The organism is Pseudarthrobacter sp. P1 (assembly GCF_050156935.1).
Taxonomy (GTDB): domain Bacteria; phylum Actinomycetota; class Actinomycetes; order Actinomycetales; family Micrococcaceae; genus Specibacter.
Map to the genome: position 1 here is coordinate 2,022,983 of NZ_CP189584.1, position 14,763 is coordinate 2,037,745.

The 14,763-nt window shown below is 64.9% G+C and carries 14 protein-coding genes and 1 pseudogene; 6 read left to right on the plus strand and 9 right to left on the minus strand.

The features are described from left to right. Positions 1-37: 37 nt before the first annotated feature. The 4 genes from ACQCSX_RS09540 to ACQCSX_RS09555 all read right to left on the minus strand — a co-directional run bounded on the left by ACQCSX_RS09540 (position 38) and on the right by ACQCSX_RS09555 (position 4,482). Positions 38-877 carry a carbohydrate ABC transporter permease gene (locus ACQCSX_RS09540; RefSeq protein ID WP_427018745.1) on the minus strand — a complete coding sequence of 280 codons (840 nt, stop codon included), beginning with the start codon at positions 875-877 and terminating at the stop codon, positions 38-40. A gap of 44 nt (positions 878-921) precedes the next feature. Further along, entirely contained in the window at positions 922-1,887 is a 966-nt protein-coding gene (locus tag ACQCSX_RS09545) for a carbohydrate ABC transporter permease (RefSeq protein ID WP_427018746.1), read from the minus strand. Between the two features lie 84 nt (positions 1,888-1,971). Further along, on the minus strand, positions 1,972-3,312 hold the full coding sequence (locus tag ACQCSX_RS09550; protein WP_427018747.1) for an extracellular solute-binding protein: 1,341 nt from the start codon (positions 3,310-3,312) through the stop codon (positions 1,972-1,974). 126 nt (positions 3,313-3,438) lie between these two features. Continuing rightward, positions 3,439-4,482 (minus strand): LacI family DNA-binding transcriptional regulator, encoded by a 1,044-nt coding sequence (locus ACQCSX_RS09555; RefSeq protein ID WP_427018748.1) that lies wholly within the window; start codon positions 4,480-4,482, stop codon positions 3,439-3,441. Positions 4,483-4,737: 255 nt separating this feature from the next. Between ACQCSX_RS09555 and ACQCSX_RS09560 the strand changes: the two genes are divergently transcribed. After that, positions 4,738-5,046, plus strand: a complete 309-nt coding sequence (locus ACQCSX_RS09560) for a DUF4190 domain-containing protein (protein ID WP_427018749.1) — start codon at positions 4,738-4,740, stop codon at positions 5,044-5,046. 142 nt (positions 5,047-5,188) lie between these two features. Here the strand turns inward: ACQCSX_RS09560 and ACQCSX_RS09565 are convergent, their stop codons facing one another. Together ACQCSX_RS09565 and ACQCSX_RS09570 are read right to left on the minus strand one after the other, a co-directional pair. Further along, complete coding sequence (locus ACQCSX_RS09565; protein WP_427018750.1) at positions 5,189-5,326, minus strand: hypothetical protein; 138 nt, start codon at positions 5,324-5,326, stop codon at positions 5,189-5,191. Between the two features lie 39 nt (positions 5,327-5,365). Next, complete coding sequence (locus ACQCSX_RS09570; RefSeq protein ID WP_427018751.1) at positions 5,366-6,001, minus strand: GntR family transcriptional regulator; 636 nt, start codon at positions 5,999-6,001, stop codon at positions 5,366-5,368. Positions 6,002-6,127: 126 nt separating this feature from the next. Here ACQCSX_RS09570 and ACQCSX_RS09575 point away from each other — a divergent pair, with 126 nt between their 5' ends. The 4 genes and pseudogenes from ACQCSX_RS09575 (at position 6,128) to ACQCSX_RS09590 (ending at position 9,925) form a co-directional block, all read left to right on the plus strand. After that, positions 6,128-7,186 carry a succinylglutamate desuccinylase/aspartoacylase family protein gene (locus ACQCSX_RS09575; protein ID WP_427018752.1) on the plus strand — a complete coding sequence of 353 codons (1,059 nt, stop codon included), beginning with the start codon at positions 6,128-6,130 and terminating at the stop codon, positions 7,184-7,186. Positions 7,187-7,229: 43 nt separating this feature from the next. After that, a complete protein-coding gene (locus ACQCSX_RS09580; RefSeq protein WP_427018753.1) occupies positions 7,230-8,129 on the plus strand; it encodes an ABC transporter substrate-binding protein in 900 nt (299 codons plus the stop codon). Between the two features lie 44 nt (positions 8,130-8,173). Next, on the plus strand, positions 8,174-9,124 hold the full coding sequence (locus ACQCSX_RS09585) for an amino acid ABC transporter permease (RefSeq protein ID WP_427015461.1): 951 nt from the start codon (positions 8,174-8,176) through the stop codon (positions 9,122-9,124). Further along, a pseudogene (locus ACQCSX_RS09590) lies at positions 9,121-9,925 on the plus strand (amino acid ABC transporter ATP-binding protein). Before ACQCSX_RS09585 ends, ACQCSX_RS09590 begins: the two are co-directional and overlap by 4 nt. A 137-nt stretch (positions 9,926-10,062) precedes the next feature. Here ACQCSX_RS09590 and ACQCSX_RS09595 read toward each other — a convergent pair. From ACQCSX_RS09595 to ACQCSX_RS09605, 3 genes are all read right to left on the minus strand, one after another. Then, the gene (locus ACQCSX_RS09595; protein ID WP_427018754.1) at positions 10,063-11,121 is read right to left on the minus strand and encodes a tellurite resistance/C4-dicarboxylate transporter family protein; all 1,059 of its coding nucleotides are present in this window, start codon (positions 11,119-11,121) and stop codon (positions 10,063-10,065) included. After that, positions 11,121-12,845: a molybdopterin-dependent oxidoreductase gene (locus tag ACQCSX_RS09600; protein WP_427018755.1), complete on the minus strand. Its 1,725-nt coding sequence runs from the start codon at positions 12,843-12,845 to the stop codon at positions 11,121-11,123. The genes ACQCSX_RS09595 and ACQCSX_RS09600 overlap by 1 nt, the downstream gene beginning before the upstream one ends. Before the next feature lie 137 nt (positions 12,846-12,982). Next, positions 12,983-13,873: a hypothetical protein gene (locus ACQCSX_RS09605; protein WP_427018756.1), complete on the minus strand. Its 891-nt coding sequence runs from the start codon at positions 13,871-13,873 to the stop codon at positions 12,983-12,985. 178 nt (positions 13,874-14,051) lie between these two features. Between ACQCSX_RS09605 and ACQCSX_RS09610 the strand changes: the two genes are divergently transcribed. Further along, positions 14,052-14,741 (plus strand): helix-turn-helix domain-containing protein, encoded by a 690-nt coding sequence (locus tag ACQCSX_RS09610; RefSeq protein WP_427018757.1) that lies wholly within the window; start codon positions 14,052-14,054, stop codon positions 14,739-14,741. The last annotated feature ends 22 nt before the right edge of the window (positions 14,742-14,763 follow it).

Here is a 14,763-nt window from a genome sequence, read left to right on the forward strand (position 1 = left end):
ATGGTGGTCATCCGCTCGGGCGGGACCAGGGGTAGTGCTAGCCCTTGATGGCGGAGCTGCTGATGCTGGCGACGAACCAGCGTTGGAAGATCAGGAAGACCGCCAGGACAGGGACGATGAACATCGTTCCGAAGGCCAGTACCTGGCCCCACTCCGGTGGCTGCTGGTTTTGGAAGATGCTGATGGCCAGCGGGAGCGGCCGGACGGTGGGGTCCGAGACCATGAGGACCGGCCAGAGGTAGGATCCCCACTGGGCCAGGAAGGTAAGAATGGCGACAGTGGCAAACGCCGGCTTGGTGATGGGCACCACGACCTGGAAAAACGTCCTAAATGGCCCGGCACCGTCGAGACGTGCCGCCTCTTCGATCTCGCCGGGAACGTCGAGGAAGAAGGTGTAGAACAGGAAGATCGAGAACGCGTTGGCAATGAACGGGATCGCCTGGATGTAGATGGTGTCCCGCTGGCCGGAGAACATATAGTAGAGCGGCAGGGCGACCGCTTCGAACGGGATGATCGTCAGGACAATGACCAGCAGGAAGAGGATCTTTTTCCCGCGCCATTGCATCCGAGCGAAGGAGTAGGCTGCCATCGAGTTCACGACCAGGCTGCCGGCCACGACCGCAGTGGTGACGAGGATTGAGACGGCCGCGAACTGCCCGAAGTAGCCCGTGGCGTCTGAACTGAGGTGGTCGAAGACGCCGGTGTAGTTGTTGAAGGACAGGTTCGTGGGGACGAAGCCGCTGATGCCGCTGAGAACCTCAGCAGAGGGGCGGAAGCTTCCGACGATGAGGTAGTAGACGGGCAGGAAGAAGAACAGCGCGACAACCGTCAACAGCAGGTAGTGGGCAGCGGTTTGCCAGCGTCGTGTGCGTTTCATGCTTCCGCCCCGCCGTCCCGGATTCAAGGTCTTGGACATCGTCATCAGAGGCCTCCTCGTTGGCGCGCCGCGGCGCGTTGAATGATTGCGATCACGGTGATGATCAGCATGAATATGACGGTCATGGCGGCGGCCTGGCCCACGTTGTTGTTGTCGAATCCGATGTTGATGATTTGGGTCATCACGGTCTCGGTCGAACCCCGGTCGACGCTGCCGGAGCGGCTCAGAAGATACACCTGGTCGAAGAGCCGGAAGGAGAAGATGGTGGTGATGAGAGCGACGAAGATCAGCGTGTTTCTGATGCCGGGCACCGTGACGTGGATGAATTGGTCCCATTTGCTGGCACGGTCCAGCGATGCCGCCTCGTAAAGTTCGGTCGGTACGCTTTGCAGCGCCGCAAGAACGATGATCATCTGGAAGCTCACGCTTTGCCAGATCGACATGACAATGATCGATCCGAGGGCGGTGGAGGGGTCCCCGAGCCAGTCGTGGCTGGTGAATGCGCCGCCGCTGAAGAACCCGAGAATGGCGTTGAGGAGCCCTTGGTCTCCCCGGGAGTAGATGAGCCGCCAAATCACCGCTGTTAGGGCCAGCGGGAAGACCAGGGGCATGAAGATGAACGTTCGGAAGATCACCATGCCGCGCAGTTTGCGGTTGACGAGTACAGCCAGCGCCAGTGCGAGTACCGTCTGCACAGGTACGACGATGAGGGCGAATGTGAAGTTGTTCAGCAGTGCATGGCCGAAGGCGGAGGAAAGGTCAGGATCGGTGAACAGGCGGGTGTACTGTTCGAATCCGACGAATCGCGCCGGGCGCGGGCTGTTGAGCTGCACGCGGTAGAAGGAAAGCACGAGCGCGAGCACGAACGGTGCGACAAGGAAGACGGCGAGTCCGAGCAGGGCCGGGCTGGCGAAGAGTGGACCGGCGAACCGGTGTCCGGAAAGACTAGGTGGCAATCGCCGTTTTGCCGGCGCCGTGGTGGTCTTAATCTGTTGCATTTGGGTGGTCATGATGGAGGCTTTCGCTGGGGTCAAGTCCGAAAGGGGCCTGTCCGGCCGCCGACAGTGGCCGGCGACCGAAGACCTGCTGGGGATTTACTTCTTGTATCCGTCGTTGTCGGCGAAGTTCTGGTCGATGGCGCGGGCAGCGGCGCTGAGGGCTTCCTTGGCGTCCTTGCCTGCGTAGATGGCTGCCTCGGCTTTGCCGACCTGATCGGTGACAATGGGGTAGCCCGCGGTCACCGGCCTGGTGACGCTGACGCAGGTGTCGGTGATCTGGTCCTCGGTGCCGCAGGCCTTGCTCAGCTGATCGCCGAGGAGTTCGAGCTGTTTTCCTGGCCCGTAGAGGTCGGATGCGGCCAGTGCCGTCTTGGTGGCGGGCGGGGCGCCGTTGGCGCCGGTGTACATGTGTACGCTTTCATCCGTCATCAGGAAGTCCAAGAACTTCCCGGCCGCGGCGCCGTTCTTTGACTTGGCGCCCATGCCCCAGGCAAAGGTGCCCGAGGCGGTCTTGGTTCCCTTGCCGAAGTTCGGCAGGGGGATCGAGACCAGGTCCGTACCCAGGGCTTTGTACGTCGGGTAGGTCCAGTGCCCGACCCAGCTCAGCGCGACGCGTCCGCTCGTGAATGCCAGCCCGTCCGCGTTCGGATCGGTGTATTTCTTCCAGCTGGCGAACGTTGTCAGGGACTTCACGTTGGCCTCGGAGTCCAACGCGCCGGAGGCCTTATTGTCCTTGAGCATGGTGCCGCCGCCGGACCAGATGACCGGGCCCGCCGAGCAGCAGGTTCCCCATTCGCCGGCAAAACCGTATTGCTCGGAAAGATCCAGCGGCTTGCCGCCCGGGACCACGGCGGCGAGCTTGTCCAGGACGCCTGTGAACTCATCCGCCGTCCAGGCCTTTTCCGGGGTGGTCGGGTAGGCGACGCCGGCGGCATCCAGGAGCTTCTTGTTGCCCCACAGGGCCAGACCGGCATTCATCATGCCCACGCCATAGACGGCATCATCGACAGTGTTCTGTGACTTGATGGAGTCCGTCTGGTTCGACAGCGTCTCCTCGGACACGGAGCCTTTCAGCGGGGCCATCTTGCCGTTGTAGACGAAGCTGGCCAACGTAGGCCCGTCGAAGTCAAGAACATCGGGCAATTCACCCGGTGCGGCAGAGTTCACGGCCTTGGTGTACTGGTCGGAGGGAAAGAGTTTGAGGTTCACTTTGATCTTGCTCTGCGAGCTCTCGAAATTCGAGATGATCTTCTGCAACGCGTCGTTCTCGGCCGCCTGTCCGTCAACGGCCCAAACATTTATGGTGCCTTCGCCGGAGCCTGCCTCAACGGCCGAGCCGGTGCCCCCTGTTCCGGGTCCGCTGCAGGCGCCCAGGCTGCCTGCGAGCGCTGCCGCGGCTATGCTGGTGGCCAGGATCCGTGTGAATCGTTTGTTCATCATGGTCAATCTTTCTGCCGTTTTTGTGGGTGGGTGATTGGTCCGGGATCCTCGAGGGGCGCGGCCGGTGCAACGACCGCGTCCCTCTTCTCTTCGGAAACCGGAGTGAAGTGTTGGTTGGGCTGTCTAAGCTGCTGATGGGCTTGCAAGCAGGCCTCCGCCATCGCGCAGCACAAGCCGTGGCGGAAGCAAGAGGTGCCGGGGCGGCTTCGTTGGATTCGGGGAATCGTCCAACATGGTGCGCATGATCTCGACAATTTTTCCTGCGGCATCTTCCACGGGCTGGGAAATGCTGCTCATGCCTACTGCGGCAGCGACTGGGGTGTCGTCGAAGCCGATAACTGCGGGAGGCCTGTCTGGGAACGCGGCTCTGAATTGTTCCGATGCCCCGAGTGCCAGCGAGTCGCTGGCACAGACGACGGCCGTTGCGCCGTTTGCCAGCAAGGTCAGGGCGCCGGCGGCACCTTCACGAATGCCGTCCGCAACCCCGACGCTCAATGAATCCAGCTCCCGGGCGCCAAGGTAAGGGGAGAGTGCCGTTTGCCAGCCGGCATGACGGTCGCGGCCGGTTTCATGGCCCTCGGGCCAGCCAAGAAAGCCGATCCGGCGGTGGCCCTTTTCGAGCAGGTAGTTTGTTGCCTCGGCCGTCCCTGCACTGCCATCGATATCGACCCAAGGGTAAGGGCAGGCGCCATCGTCGGAACTCCATGGGCGCCCAAGTGTGACAAAGGGGACTCCCCTGTCCATGAGCCAGCCGGTCCGAGGATCATCCTGGCGGGTGTCCGTGAGGATAAATCCGTCAAGATCAGAAGTCTCCAGCAGCTCCCCGTACGTCTCGATTTCGGCATCCACGTCGGGAGCGGCAAAGATCGTGACCCGGTAGTCATACTCCTGCAGCCTCTCGGTGAGGGCATGCAGGAACCGGTCCATGACCGCCCCATTGATGCCGTCCTCTGACGGAAAGAGCCGGAAGCCAAGGTTCCGGGAACGACGTGTGCGCAACTGCCGGGCTGCGGAGTTCGGCCGATACCCGGAAGCACTGATCAGTTCCCTCACCCGTTCGAGTGTCACAGGCCTGACCCGCTCGGGAGCATTGATGGCGTTTGAAACTGTCTGCCGGGACACCCCTAACTGCTCGGCCAGGCTCGCCAGTGTTGGTCTGGAAACCATGGATCCTCCTACTGCTCGGTCGCCCTTGGCCGACTTTGTCTTTTTGCATTTTGATCGATCAAATTCTGCCGTACAACTGTATTTGAACGATCAAATTGGATTTCTCCATGATGCGTTGTGAGATTGGCCACTGTCAAGTCCTGACATGTTTTCCATCCGGGCGCCGGAGAATCCGCCATCAAGTTGCCCGGCAAGTCCACCCCGGCAGGTCCAATGCCCGAAGCAATGTTCCGCAGTCCACGGCCAGGAGCATCCATGAACATTCGGAGGCCTTTCCTCCCTGACCTGAATGCCCTTCTCACCGCGCAGATACCTAATCCGTACACGCCGGTCCAGGCGCGCGCGCCGTTTAGCAAAGCTGCCATCGCGGGTTTCATCATCAGCTGCGTCGGGCTTTTCGTCTTTGCCGTGGCGGGCCCGCTCGGAACCGCCATTTCGGGCATCGGATTCCGGCGGGCCACGGACCGCGGGTTGCGTGGGCGCGGTCTCGCCATCGCTGGCATGATCCTGGGTGTCGTCGATTTTGCGTTCTACCTCGTGGCCAGGTACCTGATTCCCTCGTGAGGCCGGGAAACTCCTGGCCGCTCAGCTGCTGGCGGTGATCCGCACACTCCCAGAGCGAGGGTGGACGACGTGCACCGGCAGGCCCGAGGCCATGGTGAGCTGGGCATGGTTGGCCATTTCGGCACTCGTGGTCAGGTGATACCTACGAAGCGTGGGCGGCATGCACGGAGTTGCTTGAGCGCGTCACCCCGTAGCCATCCTTGTCGGCGAGCACGACGACGGGGCGCCCCGCCAGCCGAGGGTCGAAGACCCGCTCGCAGGAGACGTAGAAATTGTTCACGTCGACCAAGTCCATGCGACCCCGGCGGCCCGGGCGGCGTCAGGCCAGCGGACTGTGGCAGCCGGCCAGCTGTTCGATGAGTTCCTCGGTGCTGCCGGAGCGTGCCAGAGCCAGCAGGCGGCGGTGTTTGGCCACCACGCCGGCGGCCTTGGCACTGTCGTCCCGGTACGAGCGGATGATCCGGCGCTGCACGGGGTTTTCCCAGATGCCCTGCAGGGACGCCAGCAGGTACTTGTTGGGGCACGGCGCAACGAGGGCCAGATGGAAGTCCATGCTGGTGCGGAAAATCGCGTCAAAGTCCCCCGGCGGCACGGATTCGGCCTCGGCCAGCGACATTTCCAGCCGCGCGAGCTCCATGGGCGTATACCTGCCCGCAAACCGCCGGATGGCCAGCGCCTCCACCTCCCGGCGGACCTCGTAGACGTCGGCGATGTCGGCGTCGCTGAGCACCTTCACAAAGTGCCCGCGGCCCGGAATGAAATCCGCCATCCCCTCGTGGACCAGGCGTGCCAGGACATCCCTGACCGGCATGCGGGAGACCCCATACTGGGCCGCCAGCTGGTCCTGGACCAGCTGGGCCCCCGGGGCGATGAGCTCGCTCACGATGTCGTCGCATACCCGCTCGTACACGCGCTCGCTAAGCGGCCGTGCATCGCGGACGTCTCCACTTTTCACACTCTGTTCCTCCTGGCCCTATCCTCGCACGGGGAATTTTCCCGAAACATCTTTTCCAAAAGTGTTGCACTTCACAGTATCCCTTGGATATGTTGTATCCAATCTTACCGATTGGATACAGAGCACATGGCACCCCTCACCCACACGATCGAACGGATCCGCGGCATCGACTTCGCGGCCCGCGGGAAGCAGCTTGGCCACCTGTCGATCGAGCACTCAAACAATGAGTTCGACGGCGCGGTCATCCCCGTGCCCATCGCCCTGCTGGCCGGCTCGGACGGGCCCACCGTCCTGCTGACCGCTGGCACGCACGGCGACGAATACGAGGGCCAGGTCCTGCTCCACGAGCTCATCCGCACGCTGGATCCGGGCAGCATCCGCGGCCGGATCATCGTCCTCCCCTCGCTGAATGTGCTGGCGGTGCGGGAAGGCACCCGGGTTTCCAAGGTCGACGGCGCCAACCTCAACCGCGCGCTGCCGGGCAATGCCGCCGGCGGGCCGACCGAGCAGATCGCCAGGATCCTCGACGCCGGACTGCTGCCGCTGGCGGATTTCGCCCTCGACATCCATTCGGGCGGATCCGTCAACGAGTACGTCCCGTCGGTCTTCGTCTACGCCGGGCCCACCCGGGAGGTGTGGGACCGCAAGGTGGCCGCCGTCGAGGCCTTCGGGCAGCCGTACTGTGTGGTGGTGGAACCCAACTACGTGTCCGGCTCCATCAGCGGCGCTGCGGATAGGGCCGGCGTCCTCATGATCTCCACCGAGCTTGGCGGCCGCGGCACCGTCAACCGCCGGCTGCTCGCCGATGCCCGCACGGGGCTCTACAACCTGCTGGCCCATGTGGGCGTGCTCGACGGCGGCACCCCGCAGTCCGGGGGCGCCACCGGCGGGGACGGCCGGCACCGGAAGGACGTCGCGTACGTCCAATTGGGCGCCGGCGCAGCGGTCATGGCCCGCGCGGGCGGCCTGTTTGAACCCGCCGTCGACCTGGGCCAGAGGGTCGGCGCCGGCGATCTGGTCGGCAGGGTCCACTTCACCGAGGAACTGGACCGGCCGGCCTCTGAATACCGGGCCCACATCGACGGCCTCATTGCCACCCTGCGCCACCCCACCCTTGTACAGACCGGAAGCACCCTGGTGAACATCGCCGTTCCCCTGGCCGCTCCTTCACGATTGGATAACTGACATAGCTTCACCGCACACCTTCCGCCTGGCCCTGGCCACGGCCGTGGCGCTCACCACCCTGCTGGCCGCGACCGGCTGCACCAACGCCTCGCAGAGCCTGGTCGGCACCGGACCAGCCAGTGTTTCGGGCTCGCCCAGCTTCGATCCATCCGCGCTGGCCAAGGATGACGCGCTGGCCGCGCTGGTGCCCGCCGCCATCCGGGACAAGGGCGTCCTGACCATTGGTTCGGACACCTCCTATGCCCCGGCCGAGTTCCTCGGTGCCGACGGACAGACGGCCGTCGGCTACGACGTCGACTTCGCCAAGGCCATCGCGGCAACGTTGGGCATGAAGGCGAAGGTGCAGACCGCCGAGTTCACCGGCATCATTCCGGCGCTGGGCACCAAGTACGACCTGGGCATCTCCTCCTTCACGGTCAACCCGGAACGCCTGAAGGCCGTGAACATGGTCACGTACTTCAACGCCGGTGTCCTGTGGGCCGTGCAGAAGGGCAACCCGAAGAACATCAACCTCGATGACATCTGCGGCAAGTCCGTGGGCGTGCAGACCGGAACCGTGGAAGAGGATCCGGACGTCTCAGGCCGCTCCAAGGCCTGCACCGACGCCGGCAAGCCCGCCATCAACATCGTCACGCTGAAGAACCAGACCGACGTCACCACCCGCCTGGTCAACGGCAGCATCGACGCCATGAGCGCCGACTCGCCGATCATCGGTTACGCCCTCTCCCAGACCGGCGACAAGCTGGAGACCCTGGGCAAGGTCTACGACGCGGCCCCACAGGGCATCATCGTCGCCAAGGACGACACCGCGCTGGCCGAGCTCATCACCAAGGTCATGAACAAGCTCATCACCGACGGCACCTACGGCAAGATCCTTGCGGCCTGGAACAACGCGGACGGTGGCATCGCCAAGTCCGAGCTCAACCCGGCAGCGTCAAGTTGAGCCAGTCCGCCACGCGCAGGGCCGACACCGGCCGGGATGGCGGGGTGGAACGCATCAATGCGGTTCCGGTCCGGCATCCGGGCCGGTGGGTCGCGGCCGCGCTCATCATCCTCGTCCTGGCCGTCGTGGCCCAGTCCCTGGTCACCAACCCGCGCTTCCACTGGGACCTCGTGGGCGCCTACGTCCTGGACACCCTCGTCATCCAGGGCATCGGCTGGACCCTGCTGTTGACGATCACCTCGATGGCCATCGCGATCTCCCTGGCGATCCTGCTGGCCTTCATGCGCCAATCCGAGAACCCGCTCTTCCGCTGGGTCTCCTGGGCCTGGGTCTGGTTCTTCCGCGGCACCCCCGTCTACACCCAGCTCGTCTTCTGGGGCCTGGTCTCCACCCTGTACCCCAAGATCGCCCTCGGGGTCCCGTTCGGCCCCGAGTGGTTCGCCGTGGACACCGACACCGTCATCACCGCCCTCGTCGGGGCGATCGTGGGCCTGGGCCTGAACGAGTCCGCCTACCTTGCCGAGATCTTCCGCGCCGGCCTCAAATCCGTGGACAGCGGCCAGATGGAGGCCGCCGAGGCCCTGGGCATGCGCAGGTCCAAGGTCATGTGGCGCATCATCCTGCCCCAGGCGATGCGCGTCATCGTGCCCCCGACCGGCAACGAAACCATCGGCATGCTCAAAACCACCTCCCTGGTCCTGGCCGTGCCCTTCACCTACGACCTGACGTTCGTGACGAACACGATCGCGAACCGCATCTACCAGCCCATCCCGCTGCTGATCGTGGCCGCGTTCTGGTACCTGGTCATCACCTCGGTGCTGATGGTCGGCCAGTTCTACATCGAACGCCACTTCGGCAAGGGCGTGGACAACCTCACCAAGGCCCCCGTCCAACCCGCCGCCGTCGCCGCGGCCCTCGCCCACGCCCACCACCCCGCCGCCCCGGTAGACCCGGCCCCCGCGGCCCCGAGCAGGAAAGGCGGCACCCCGTCATGACCCCCACCGCCACAGGCACCACCCCCGGCACCGGGACCGCCCCGCTGGTGCGGATCGAGGGCGTGCACAAGTTCTTCGGCGAGCACCACGTGCTGCGCGGCATCGACATGGCCATCAACCCGGGCGAGGTCTCGGTGATCATCGGCCCCTCCGGGTCGGGGAAGTCCACGCTGCTGCGCTGCGTGAACCTGCTCGAGACGATCTCCGCGGGCCGGATCTACGTCCGGGAGGACCTGATCGGCTACAAGGAAGCCAACGGGCGCCTGCACGATTTGTCCACGAAGGCCATCGCGGCCCAGCGCCGGGAAATCGGCATGGTCTTCCAACGCTTCAACCTGTTCCCGCACAAGACCGCGCTTGCGAACATCATGGAGGCCCCCACCCAGGTCAAGCGCCAGTCCCGGAACGCCGCGCGCACCGCGGCCCTGGACCTGCTGGACCGGGTCGGGCTGGCGGACCGGGCGAACCACTACCCGTCCCAGCTCTCCGGTGGGCAGCAGCAGCGCGTCGCGATCGCCCGCGCCCTGGCCATGGAACCGGAACTGATGCTCTTCGACGAACCGACCTCCGCCCTGGACCCCGAACTCGTCGGGGACGTGCTGAACGTGATGAAGGACCTCGCGAAATCGGGCATGACGATGATCGTGGTCACCCACGAGATCGGCTTCGCCCGCGAGGCTGGTCGGGGACACCCTGACGTTCATGGACGGCGGCGTCGTGGTCGAGTCCGGGAACCCACGCGAGATCATCGCCAACCCCCAACACCACCGCACCCGCGAATTCCTCTCCCGCGTGCTCTAACACCCCCCAACTGGGCCGGCCCAACCAGGGCGCGGCAACTGCACGGAATCCCGGGATTCCGTGCAGTTGCCGCGCCCCAGTTGGCGTTTAAGGCCAGGCGCCGTCGCAGCTTCCTGCCCGCATCACGGCGAGCCTGGCTAACCCGCGGAAGCAATGGAACGTACGTAGGCGAGGGCTGTGGACACCATGGCGGCCGCCGTCGCGGTCCAAGCCAGCAGTGCGACGACGGCGGCGGCCCGGCCGATCGTGTCGAGGAAGCCGAGGCCGAGCGCACCGCCCAGCGCCATGCTGGCGACGGCGTACATGCCCAGCGGGAAGACGACGCTCCACAACCCGGACTCGTAGCGCAGCGGCCGGCGTTTGACCACGTGGCGCCAGATCCCGAAGATGACGAGCAGCGGAATCCACCAGGTGCCGAACGCCCAGAGCACGAAGGCCGCGCCGGCCACGAACCCAGCCGTCGCGGCCACCACGGGGAGCGAATGGGGAAGGCCGATGACCCGGGCGGCCACCAGGACCGAAATCGCCGTCGCCCCGGTGAAAATCCAGTAGGCGGGAGTGAAGCTGTCGGGTGTATTGGGGACCGTGAGCAGACGCAAGAGGATCAAGGCCGCGAGGACAAGATAGAGGACGATCCCGACTCCCCAGAGCGCCACGGCCACCGGTGCCGTCCAGGAGCCCAGCGTCGGGGCCAGCACAACGGCCAGGACCGCCACGGACTGGGTTCCGACCACCCACATGAACCAGCTGCCATCGATGTTCGCCGACACGGGATCCTCATGCGGCCGGAGCATCAGGTTGGCGGGCAGCCCGTAGGCAAACAGGGCCCAAAGCGGGACGCTTGCAGCGAAGAGCGCCACGGCCGGCCACGGCGCGTCTTCCGAGTAGAGGGGGGCGCCCAGCACGCCGAGCGCGGCAACGAGGGTGAAGTAGCCGAAGGCCCGTTTGGGGTCGCGTGCGTCTTGGGCGGCGATCGCACGGTGTGCCGCCAAGTGGGCAACGCCGACGACGGCGAGCACCACGAACCCTGCCACCGCCAGCCACGACATGACCAGGGACGGCACGATTGCGCCGCTGTCGGCCAGGGCGGTTGCGACAATCCCGGAAGCCATGACGAACGCGAAGGAGTTCGGCGGCAGGTGTTCCACGGCGCCATGCCACAGCCGGCCTGCGGTGCCCGAGATCTGCCGCGGCATCAAATCGACTGCCGGTAACCGAAGAACTCATGGTCGTTGTTGTAGCCGCCGAGACCGCCGCCGACGTCCTTGAAGTCCGCGACGAACTCGATTCCCTTGATCCACTTGACCATCTTGAAACCGAGTTGGGTTTCGTTCCTCAGCCGCACCGGCGCGCCGTGGTTGAACGGAAGCGGTTCGCCGTTCATATCGAAGGCGAGCATCGTCAACTCGTAGCCCATCTGCTCGATCGCTTGCGCGTCATAGTAGATGCCGTCGTCGGAACCGAGCGCGAACGAGTAGAAGATGACCCATTTCGCCTCCGGCGCCGGCTTCACCACATCGAGGATCGTCTGCATTGAGACGCCACCCCATTGGGCGACGCCGGACCAGCCCTGGATGCAGAAATGCTGGGTGATCTGCTCGTGGCGCGCCAACTGCCTCAACTCGGGGAGGCTGAGCTGGACGGGATTCTCGACCAGCCCGTACACCGACAACTTGTAGTCGGCGAATCCTCCCGCTTGCAGGGACAGGTACTCGTCGCTGTCCGGCACACGCCCGTTGGCCCAGAAATAGGGCGAGACGTCCTTCTCCGTGTACCGCCCGGGCGCCGAATCGATGTGCTCGAACAAACGCTGCACCGGGCCGATCAACGCGAATCCGACACGCTGGACCACCCGCGGGTGGCGGTAGGTGAAAGGGGTCGCTGCAACCCATGCCACGATGACGACGACCATGGAGGCGGCGAAGATCCAAAAGCCCGTCCAGGATTCGGTGTCCTGCGACGCATACATGTGGTTGAGGTTGCGCAGGGCCCCCGTGGTGGCCACGAGGGTGACATGCACGACGATGAAAAGCAGGAACCAGCAGAGGACAAGGAAATGCAGCGAACGGGCAACCTGGATGCTCAACACCTTGCTGATCCGGTGGAAGCGGGTCGACAGCGCCGGTGACATGCCGAGCCCCGTGACCAGTGCGGCGGGAGCAGCGAGAAAGACGGTGGCGAAATAGGCGATCAGCTGCAGGCTGTTGTAGTTCGACCACCCGTTCTCGGTCGGCCAGTCGAGCGAGAGGTATTGGATGGCAGCGGAGACGGCGTTTGGCACCACGTCCCAGTCCAGTGGCACCAGCCGCATCCACTGGCCGGTGCTGAAGAGGAGAACGTAGAAGAGAAGGCCATTGAGCAACCACAGGGTGTCGACCCCGAGGTGCCACCACCGGGCGAGCCCGATGGAATGCCGCCGCCCGGGCAGGCCGACCCCGTTCGGCAATGTGAGCGAATCGGCCTTCGCCGTGTAGCTCGGATCGTCCGGGACCGGCTTCTGCATTCGGTACCACTCGGAACCGGGCGTGGAATGGCGCGTCCAGTACAACCGCGGATGATCCGCAAGGATGGTGATGCCGGATCTGATGATGAAGGCCATCAGAAACAGGTTCAGGAAGTGTTGCCACCCCAGCCATGCCGGGATGCCGGCGGGAGCTCCAGCCGGCAGTTGTGAACCGCCGGGATAGCTGCGCAGGAAGTCCTGCACCAGCGGCAGTTCGCGGAGCCCTTTGGCCACGGCGATCCCGAGAACCAGCAGGGCAAACCCGATCGGCACCAGCCACAGCAAGTTGAACCACTTGCCGCGGCCCACCCTGACCCGGGGCGCCACGCCGTATTGGGCGGGCAGGCCTCCGGCCCACCCCGCACCCACGGTGGAATGCCGGCGCGCGTCCAGCTCGCGGCGGAACGCGGGATCCATTCGTGGTGGCTCCATGGAGCCGTCCCCACCACCGGGCCCCTCCGTTGAGTGCTCCATTGCCACAATGTAGCAACTGGCTGCCGGTGCCAACAGCCCCACCCCATGCCAGCCCGGACGGCGCGGCAGAGCTTGCCCGGCTACGCGAGCATCAGCCGCGAATTCTCGGCGAAGCTCTCCGCCGTGTGCTCGTTGAAGGCGCTGCAGAGCTTGCCGACCAGAACGTCGACGGCGTCCTCGATGCGCTTGGTCTCCGCCGGCTGGCCGGCATGGATCCGGCCGTCCTCCCCCACCAGGATGTAGCCCCATTCATAGAGGGCATCACAGCCCAGCGCACAGATGAGCATGGCGGAACGCTCATGGTCCATGCGCTCCTCCTCGGTGCACTTGCCGCGTGGCTTGATGTGGCCGGCGATCAGCAGCCGGGCCGGCAGGTCCTCGCCGCAGATGGAACAGGGAGCGTTCTGTCGTCCACGCAGCAGGTGCTTGCGCAGATGCGCCTGCTCAACGCGGATGGTTGTCATGCCCGGATCATCATCCTCCACGCCCCAGACGTCGCCCGGGAGCCCCCGCAGGCTGCCCATCGAGGGCTGCGGGAGGCTGACGCCCGCCTCTGCCAGCAGGGCCGCGCCTTCTTCATCGGAGAGCGGGGACAGGTACCTTTGGTGGGCGTTCCCGGCGGGGGTGAAAGGGCCCCTCTGGTGGAAGGCGGTGAGCCCGGCGGCACGGTCCCGATGTATTTGGAGGCCTGTTTCAATGGCAAGGACCCGCACCAGCCAGCCGTCGTCGCCCTCGCCGTCCTGCTTCTCGTAGCCGTGCGGCCGCGGAAAGTCGTGCCATTCCTCGGCGAGGACGCTCACGGCGCGGATGTACGGCCGAAAGTAGTTGAATACGATGTCGCCCGGCGTCATCTCTTTCAGGACGGTCCGGTCCTCGGGCAAGGCACCGTCCGCATCGGGGCAGCTCCACAGCGTGCCCTCTTCGATGGCTGCTTCGTAATTCCGGCCATGACCGGCCCACCAATAACGCATCCCCAGACTCCTTGCGTACAACTGGTCGATTTCCCCGAACAACCAGCCTAACCCTCCCCGCACCGATGCCAACAGGGCACGGCGAAGCTAAAAGTGCCGGCCAGGGGTTGACACTTATTGTTAGACATATAACGGTTAGTGTTTTGACACTATCCGTTAGAAGCGTAACCATTAGCGTATGGAAGCAACCAGAGGCCTGACCGTCGCGGAGGCAGCCGACCGCCTCGGCCGCAGCAGGATGTCCATCCACCGGCTGCTGGGCTCCGGCCAGCTGATCCCGGTCGGGAGGGCAGGGAAAACCATCCTCATCGACAGGTCTTCCGTTGAACGGCTCGCCGCCGGCGGGACCCGCCGCGGCCGGGCTTGGACGGCAAAGACCGCCTGGGCTGCGCTGGCCCTGCTCTCGGGACAAAATCCCACCTGGATCTCCTCCTCGGAGAAGTCCCGGCTGAAATCCAGGCTCCATGAACTGGACGCCGATGCCGTCTGCATTTTGGCCCGGAACAAAGACACGACGATCCGCTTCAGGGTCAGCCCCGACGGACTCGCTGCCCTGAACGATCACCTGATCGCCAGTGGTGCTGCCGCAATGCGCGACCAAAGCACCGCTGCTACCTTCGGCATGTCCGGCGGCAGCGGGATCGCCGAAGGCTACGTCATGGCCGGGGATGCACAAGCCCTGGCCGACGCGTTCGGCATGGTCCAGGATCCCGAAGGCAACGCCATCATCCGTGAGGTGGACCTCGCCGAACCCTTCGCGGAGGGTCGGGCACCGGTGGCCGCCATTGCTGTGGATCTGATGGGCTCTCTCGCCACCCGTGAACGCCGGGCCGGCCAGCGCATCATCACTGGGCTCCTCCATGCCTGAGCCGGGAACGGTCCGGACGGGG

Excerpts from the sequence above, each read along its gene's own strand:
- ACQCSX_RS09540 (WP_427018745.1), bottom strand. The coding sequence starts at position 877 with ATGAAACGCACACGACGCTGGCAAACCGCTGCCCACTACCTGCTGTTG.
- ACQCSX_RS09545 (WP_427018746.1), bottom strand. The coding sequence starts at position 1,887 with ATGACCACCCAAATGCAACAGATTAAGACCACCACGGCGCCGGCAAAA.
- ACQCSX_RS09550 (WP_427018747.1), bottom strand. The coding sequence starts at position 3,312 with ATGAACAAACGATTCACACGGATCCTGGCCACCAGCATAGCCGCGGCA.
- ACQCSX_RS09555 (WP_427018748.1), bottom strand. The coding sequence starts at position 4,482 with ATGGTTTCCAGACCAACACTGGCGAGCCTGGCCGAGCAGTTAGGGGTG.
- ACQCSX_RS09560 (WP_427018749.1), top strand. The coding sequence starts at position 4,738 with ATGAACATTCGGAGGCCTTTCCTCCCTGACCTGAATGCCCTTCTCACC.
- ACQCSX_RS09575 (WP_427018752.1), top strand. The coding sequence starts at position 6,128 with ATGGCACCCCTCACCCACACGATCGAACGGATCCGCGGCATCGACTTC.
- ACQCSX_RS09595 (WP_427018754.1), bottom strand. The coding sequence starts at position 11,121 with ATGCCGCGGCAGATCTCGGGCACCGCAGGCCGGCTGTGGCATGGCGCC.
- ACQCSX_RS09600 (WP_427018755.1), bottom strand. The coding sequence starts at position 12,845 with ATGGATCCCGCGTTCCGCCGCGAGCTGGACGCGCGCCGGCATTCCACC.
- ACQCSX_RS09605 (WP_427018756.1), bottom strand. The coding sequence starts at position 13,873 with ATGCGTTATTGGTGGGCCGGTCATGGCCGGAATTACGAAGCAGCCATC.
- ACQCSX_RS09610 (WP_427018757.1), top strand. The coding sequence starts at position 14,052 with ATGGAAGCAACCAGAGGCCTGACCGTCGCGGAGGCAGCCGACCGCCTC.